The organism is Microbacterium sp. K41 (assembly GCF_004794395.1).
GTDB lineage: Bacteria > Actinomycetota > Actinomycetes > Actinomycetales > Microbacteriaceae > Microbacterium > Microbacterium sufflavum.
In genome coordinates, this window is sequence record NZ_SSDO01000294.1 from 1 (window position 1) to 6,225 (window position 6,225).

Here is a 6,225-nt window from a genome sequence, read left to right on the forward strand (position 1 = left end):
CGCTCGCGCCACGCGGCGACCTCGGCCTCCACGTCCCGCGGCGCCGTGACCACGGGCGGGCCGCCCTGCAGCTGCCGCCTGGCCTCGATCACGCGGCGGTTGAAGTCCTCGAGCACCGCCCGCACGTCGGACTCTCGTCCGAGGAGGTCGAGCTGTCCGTCGAGCTCGCGGTCCTCCGTGCGCAGCAGCAGCGCGGGCGGCCCGAGCCCGGTGAGGTTCTCGGTCTCGATCTTGCGCCGGATCCACCAGTCAGGGTCGTGGTGGGTGCCGAGCCCCTCGATGGGCTTGCCCGCACCGGGGAGGTCGTCGAAGTCGCCGCGGCGGATCGCCACCTGGATCGCGCTCTCGATGAACGCCGCCCGATCCACGGCCGCCGCCGCACCAGGCGTCGAGGAGACGGTCGTCTCGTCGTCGGCCCCGTCGCCCGGCGACCGACGGCGCGCGAGGTACCGCGCCGCCTCGTCTCGGGGATCGGACATGATGCACCTCCGCCGCATCCTGCTCTCCTCCAGCCTACGTGCGGTCCGGGGGCACGGCACGGGTGTCGGCGCGAGGTCATAGGCTCGGAGGATGGCCGCGCGCACCTCCCTCAACCGAGAGATCCTGCGACTGGCGGTTCCGGCACTCGGTGCGCTGATCGCCGAGCCGGCGTTCCTCATCGTCGACGCCGCGCTCGTCGGCCACCTCGGCACCACGCCGCTCGCGGGGCTCGGCATCGCCGGCGCCGTGCTGCAGACCATCGTGGGCCTGATGGTGTTCCTCGCGTACTCGACCACCCCGGCGGTCGCGCGGCGCTTCGGCGCCGGGCAGCCGGGCGAGGCCGTGTCGGTCGGGATCAACGGCATGTGGCTGGCCCTGGGCCTCGGAGCCGTGCTGGCCGTGATCGGTGCGGTGTCGTCGCCGTGGCTCGTGTCGCTGTTCGGCGCGAGCGAGGCCGTGGCCGCCCAGGCCGACGAGTACCTGGTGATCTCGATGTGGGGGCTGCCGGCAATGCTCATCGTCTTCGCGGCGACCGGGCTGCTGCGCGGCATGCAGGACACCATGACCCCGCTCTGGATCGCCGGCCTCGGCTTCGGTGCCAACGCGCTGCTCAACTGGCTCTTCATCTACGGCTTCGGCTGGGGCATCGCCGGATCCGCGGCCGGCACGGTCGCCGCGCAGTGGGGCATGGTCGCCGCGTACGTGCTGGTGGTGCAGCGGCTCGCCTCCCGCCACAGCGCCTCGCTCCGGGCGCAGCGCGACGGCCTGCGCAACACCGCCACCTCGGGCGGATGGCTGTTCCTGCGCACGGTCAGCCTCCGCGTGGCACTGCTGGCGACCGTGGCGGTCGCGACCGGGGTCGGCACCGACGAGCTCGCCGGGTGGCAGATCGTGTTCACCATCTTCTCCGCGGCCGCCTTCGCCCTCGACGCCCTGGCCATCGCCGCGCAGGCGCTGATCGGCAAGGAGCTGGGCGCCGGAGACGAGCAGCAGGTGCAGCGCGTCCTCGGCCGGACGGTCGCCTGGGGCGCGTGGTTCGGCGTGGCGGTCGGCGCTGTGATCGCCGCACTGTCGGGCGTGCTCGGGATCGTGTTCACGGGCGACCCGCACGTCGCGGCACTCGTGCAGCCGGCGCTGCTGGTGCTCGCGGTCGCCCAGCCGATCGCCGGTGTCGTGTTCGTGCTCGACGGTGTGCTGATGGGCGCGAACGATGCGCGCTACCTCGCGATCGCGGGCGGCCTGAACCTGGTGCCGTTCCTGCCCGTGCTGTGGATCATCGCGGCGACGGGAGTGGACGGCGCGGCTGGCCTGATCTGGCTCGCGGTGGCCTTCTTCGGCGTGTACCTGCTCGCGCGGCTCGGCACGCTCGGCTGGCGGGTGCGGTCGGGACGCTGGCTCTCCGCCGCCGCCTGACCGTCGCGGCGCGGCGGGCCGAACACGCGCGCCTCAGTCCGCGGCGTGGCGGCGACACCACTCGTACATGATCACGGCGGCCGCGGCGCTGGCGTTGATGGAGCGGGTCGAGCCGTACTGCGTGATCTCCACGTGCGCGGAGGCCGCGGCGAGCGCCTCGTCCGAGAGCCCCGGACCCTCCTGCCCGAACAGCAGCACGCACGCACGCGGCAGGTCCGCCCGGTCGACGGGGACGGCGCCCTCGACGTTGTCGACCGCGATCACGGGCAGCCCCTCCGCCGCGGCCCAGGCGGCGAACGACGCCACGTCCTCGTGATGCACGACGTGCTGGTAGCGGTCGGTGACCATGGCGCCGCGCTTGTTCCAGCGGCGGCGCCCGATGATGTGCACGGTGTCGGCGAGGAACGCGTTGGCGCTGCGCACGATCGAACCGATGTTCATGTCGTGCTGCCAGTTCTCGATCGCGACGTGGAACGGGTGCCGCCGCGTGTCCAGGTCGGCCACGATCCGCTCCATCCGCCAGTAGCGGTAGCGGTCGATCACGTTGCGGGTGTCGCCGTTGGCGAGCAGCTCCGGGTCGTACTGCTCCCCCTCGGGCCAGGCGTCCCGTCCTCCCGGCCACGGGCCGACGCCGTATCCGGGCTGGGCGAGGGACCCGCCCGCGCCGTCCGGGACCGGGGCCGCGGAGTCGTCCGTCGCCGGGCTCTCGGGCGTGCGTGCATCCATCCCGCCAGGCTATCGCCGCCCCACTGCCGCCTGTCTCGGCGGAGCGATCGTCGTCACCGAGGGGGCCCAGATCCGGATATTTAGGCATGCCGAAAAATACGCTACGGTTTCGGTGTGCCGAAAAATCTCGTCGCCCCCGTGACACCGTCCGCCGCCACCGCCCCGCGCAGCCTGTGGCTGCTCGGCCCCGCCCTCGTGGCCGGTGTCGCGTATCTCGACCCGGGCAACGTCGCCAGCAACATGACCGCCGGCGCGCAGTACGGCTACCTCCTGGTGTGGGTGGTCATCGCGGGAAACGTCATGGCCTGGCTCATCCAGTACCTCTCCGCCAAGCTCGGCGTGGTCACGGGGCAGAGCCTGCCGGAGGTCCTCGGTGCACGCCTGAAGCGCCCATGGGCGCGACGCGCGTACTGGCTCCAGGCCGAACTGGTGGCCATGGCGACCGACCTCGCCGAGGTGATCGGCGGCGCCGTCGCGCTGTACCTGCTGTTCGACGTGCCGCTGCTCCTCGGCGGCCTGATCACCGGGGCCGTGTCGATGATCCTGCTCACCGTGCAGAGCCGCCGCGGCGCCCGCCCCTTCGAGTTCGTGATCATCGGACTGATGCTCGTCATCACGGTCGGCTTCCTGGCCGGCCTGTTCCTCGCCCCGCCCGACCCCGCGGGTGTCGTCGCCGGACTCGTGCCCCGCTTCGAGGGCACCGGGTCGGTGCTGCTCGCGGCCTCCATCCTCGGCGCCACGATCATGCCGCACGCGATCTACGCGCACTCCTCGCTCGCCCGCGACCGCTTCGGGAGCGCGGGTCTGCCCCACGAGGAGGCCACGCGGACCGAGGCCTCCCGCATCCGCCGCCTGCTCACCGCCACGCGCTGGGACGTGTCGATCGCGATGGTCATCGCGGGGTCGGTCAACCTCGGCATCCTCCTGCTGGCCGCGGCGAACCTCGCCGGGGTCGAGGGCACCGACTCCCTGGAAGGCGCGCACGCCGCCCTGGCCGCCGGTCTCGGTCCCGTCGTCGCCACGTTCTTCGCGGTGGGGCTGCTCGCGTCCGGCCTGGCGTCCACCTCGGTCGGCGCCTACGCGGGCGCCGAGATCATGCACGGGCTGCTGCACGTGCGCATCCCGCTGCTCGCACGGCGGCTGGTGACCCTGATCCCCGCCCTCGCGATCCTCGGACTCGGCGTCGACCCCACCCTCGCGCTCGTGCTGAGCCAGGTCGTGCTGTCGTTCGGCATCCCGTTCGCGCTCATCCCGCTGGTGGCGCTGACCGCGCAGCGGCGCACGCTCGGGATGTGGGCCAACCGCGCGTGGACCACCATCGCCGGCGTCGTCGCCTCGGTGCTGCTCATCGCCCTCAACGCCGCGCTGCTCTGGCTGGTCCTGACGGGGGCATGAGCCCGGATAGGCTCGACACCATGCCCGCCGAGAACGCCCGCCGCACCGTCCGCATCCTCACCTGGATCGGAATCGCGACCGGGGTGATCGGGGCCGTGCTGATCGCGTTCCCGAAGGTCGTCGGCCCGCTCGGACCGTGGCTGCAGCTCGCCCTCGGCATCGCTACGCTCGTGCTCGCCTTCCGCGCGCGCAAGGTCGGGATCGCCGAGGTGGAGGGCTTCGACGGGCGCCTGTCGCTCGCCGCCGCCCTCCTCGGCTTCCTCGTGGTGTTCTTCGCGGGGCAGGTGGCCTTCGGCCTGCTGGTCGCCGTCGCGAATCCGTGACTCAGGCCGCGACGAACCCCGTCACCAGATAGAGCACGAGCGAGAGCCCGGCCGCGATCCCCGCGTAGGGCAGGATCGCCAGCATGAGGTTGATCGGCTTGATGCCGATCGAACGCGAGGCCAGGATGATGCCGTCGCCGTACAGGCACGTGGTGCTGCCGAGCGCGGCGCCCGAGAACACCGCGGCACCGGCCAGGATCGGGTCGGCACCGAGAGCGAGCGCCAGCGGCAGCACGACCGGGGTGATGACGGCCGCGAGGTCCCAGAACGACCCGGTCGCGTAGGCGTAGACGCCGCACACGGCGAACACGATCGCCGGCAGCAGGGCGGGGGTGAGCACGGGCTCGGTCACCTGGATCACGAACTCGGCGAGCTGCAGGGCGATGTTCATCTCCTGCACCATGAACGCGAGCACGGTGAGCACCATCACGAAGAGCATGCTCTCGATGCCCTCGAGCGCCGCGTCCAGCACGCCGCGCACCGAGAGCCGACGCTGCACGAGCACCAGCACGACCGAGACCGCGAGGGCCGCCGCGGTACCGGCGACCACGTTGGCGTCCGTCGCGATCGTGACGCCGACCAGCACGGCCATCGCGATCAGGAACGACCACGGCTGCGGCTTGCGCGCGGTGTCCGTGGTCGTCTCGAGCGCCACGGCGACGCGCTGCGCGGTCGAACCGTCCGCGTCGTCCGCGCGGAGCTCGGAGAGCAGCGCCGCGCCCTCGGCCCGGCGTTCGGCGTCTGTCGTGCCGAGCGGGAAGACGTCGCCGTCGCGCTCGGCGCGCAGCGCGTCCTTCTTGATCAGGCCGAGCTTCGGCAGCCAGCCGATGCTCATCAGCAGCGCCACCGCGATGGCCGCCCAGCCGAAGAAGATGAACGGGATGGACTGCAGGTAGGCCCCGAAGCCGCTGCCGCCGACGGTGACCCTCTGCGCCTCGAACAGGCCCGAGAAGAACAGTGCCCACGTCGACACGGGGACGAGCACGGCGATCGGGGCAGCGGTCATCTTCATGATCGCGCCGAGCTGGGTGCGCGGAACCCGGTAGCGGTCGGTCACCTGCTTCATCGACGTGCCGGTGGTGAGCACGTTGAGGTAGTCGTCGACGAACAGCACGATCGAGAGCAGGAACGTGAGCAGGGTCGACTTCCGCCGCGAGGTCACGAACCGCTCGACCCAGCGGGCGAAGTCGGTGACGATGCCCGACTTCTCGAACAGCATCATCAGGATGCCGAACAGGGCGACGATCAGCAGCAGCCACTGCGCCGTCTCGTTCGACAGGGCCTTGCCGGTGTACTCGACCCAGACGTCGAAGCCGCCCCAGCCGCCGAGGATCAGAGCTCCGGCGACGGTGCCGCAGAGGAGCGCGAAGAGGGTGCGGCGGGTGGCGACGGCGACCACGAGGATCACCGCGATGGGCAGGAGCGCGAGGGCGCCGAATTCGGGCATGGGGTTCACCTCGGTGTGAAAGGAAAGGGAGGGGGTGGTCGAGCCGGGGGTCAGGGCTCGACGCCGCCGACGACCGTCCGCTGTACGGGCAGGTCGGGGAGGTCGTCGGGTGCGACGTGCAGCGGGTTCTCCGCCCACACGGCGTAGTCGGCGCGGTAGCCGGGGGCGATGCGACCGAGGTCGCCGTCGCCCTGCGCCCGCGCAGCGCCCACGGTGTAGCCGTGCAGCGCCTGGTAGGGGGTGAGCACCTGGTGGGGCTCGAACACCGGGGCGTCGCGGTCGCCGGGGCGGCGGCGCAGCATGGCCCACGCGAGGCCGATCCGGGCGTCGTTCTGCGCGATGGGCCAGTCCGACCCGAGGGCGACCGGGGCACCCGCGTCCCAGTAGTCGCGCACGCGCCAGGCGCGAGCCGCACGCACGGGCCCGAGCCTGCTCGACCAG

General features: G+C 72.2%; 7 protein-coding genes. 3 read left to right on the forward strand and 4 right to left on the reverse strand.

The genetic code is table 11. From position 1 onward, the window contains the following. On the reverse strand, positions 1-479 hold a 479-nt coding region (locus DW309_RS08565; RefSeq protein ID WP_240753166.1), incomplete at its 3' end, for a DnaJ family domain-containing protein. 91 nt (positions 480-570) lie between these two features. Between DW309_RS08565 and DW309_RS08570 the strand changes: the two genes are divergently transcribed. Then, on the forward strand, positions 571-1,893 hold the full coding sequence (locus DW309_RS08570; RefSeq protein WP_136045133.1) for an MATE family efflux transporter: 1,323 nt from the start codon (positions 571-573) through the stop codon (positions 1,891-1,893). A 33-nt stretch (positions 1,894-1,926) separates the two neighbouring features. Here the strand turns inward: DW309_RS08570 and DW309_RS08575 are convergent, their stop codons facing one another. Beyond that, positions 1,927-2,619 carry a TrmH family RNA methyltransferase gene (locus tag DW309_RS08575; protein ID WP_136030783.1) on the reverse strand — a complete coding sequence of 231 codons (693 nt, stop codon included), beginning with the start codon at positions 2,617-2,619 and terminating at the stop codon, positions 1,927-1,929. Between the two features lie 114 nt (positions 2,620-2,733). On the opposite strand from DW309_RS08575, the gene DW309_RS08580 reads away from it, so the two are divergent. Further along, on the forward strand, positions 2,734-4,014 hold the full coding sequence (locus tag DW309_RS08580; RefSeq protein ID WP_240753167.1) for an Nramp family divalent metal transporter: 1,281 nt from the start codon (positions 2,734-2,736) through the stop codon (positions 4,012-4,014). A gap of 20 nt (positions 4,015-4,034) precedes the next feature. Continuing rightward, positions 4,035-4,337 (forward strand): hypothetical protein, encoded by a 303-nt coding sequence (locus tag DW309_RS08585; RefSeq protein ID WP_136030785.1) that lies wholly within the window; start codon positions 4,035-4,037, stop codon positions 4,335-4,337. A gap of 1 nt (position 4,338) precedes the next feature. On the opposite strand, the gene DW309_RS08590 is transcribed toward DW309_RS08585, so the two are convergent. Then, positions 4,339-5,784 (reverse strand): Na+/H+ antiporter NhaC family protein, encoded by a 1,446-nt coding sequence (locus tag DW309_RS08590; protein ID WP_136045134.1) that lies wholly within the window; start codon positions 5,782-5,784, stop codon positions 4,339-4,341. 50 nt (positions 5,785-5,834) lie between these two features. Beyond that, positions 5,835-6,225, reverse strand: a 391-nt coding sequence (locus tag DW309_RS08595) for an amidohydrolase family protein (protein WP_168387228.1), incomplete at its 5' end; no start/stop codon positions are given.

Bases quoted from the DNA above. Each gene is read 5' to 3' on its own strand.
- DW309_RS08575 (WP_136030783.1), bottom strand. From the start codon at position 2,619: ATGGATGCACGCACGCCCGAGAGCCCGGCGACGGACGACTCCGCGGCC.
- DW309_RS08590 (WP_136045134.1), bottom strand. From the start codon at position 5,784: ATGCCCGAATTCGGCGCCCTCGCGCTCCTGCCCATCGCGGTGATCCTC.
- DW309_RS08585 (WP_136030785.1), top strand. From the start codon at position 4,035: ATGCCCGCCGAGAACGCCCGCCGCACCGTCCGCATCCTCACCTGGATC.
- DW309_RS08570 (WP_136045133.1), top strand. From the start codon at position 571: ATGGCCGCGCGCACCTCCCTCAACCGAGAGATCCTGCGACTGGCGGTT.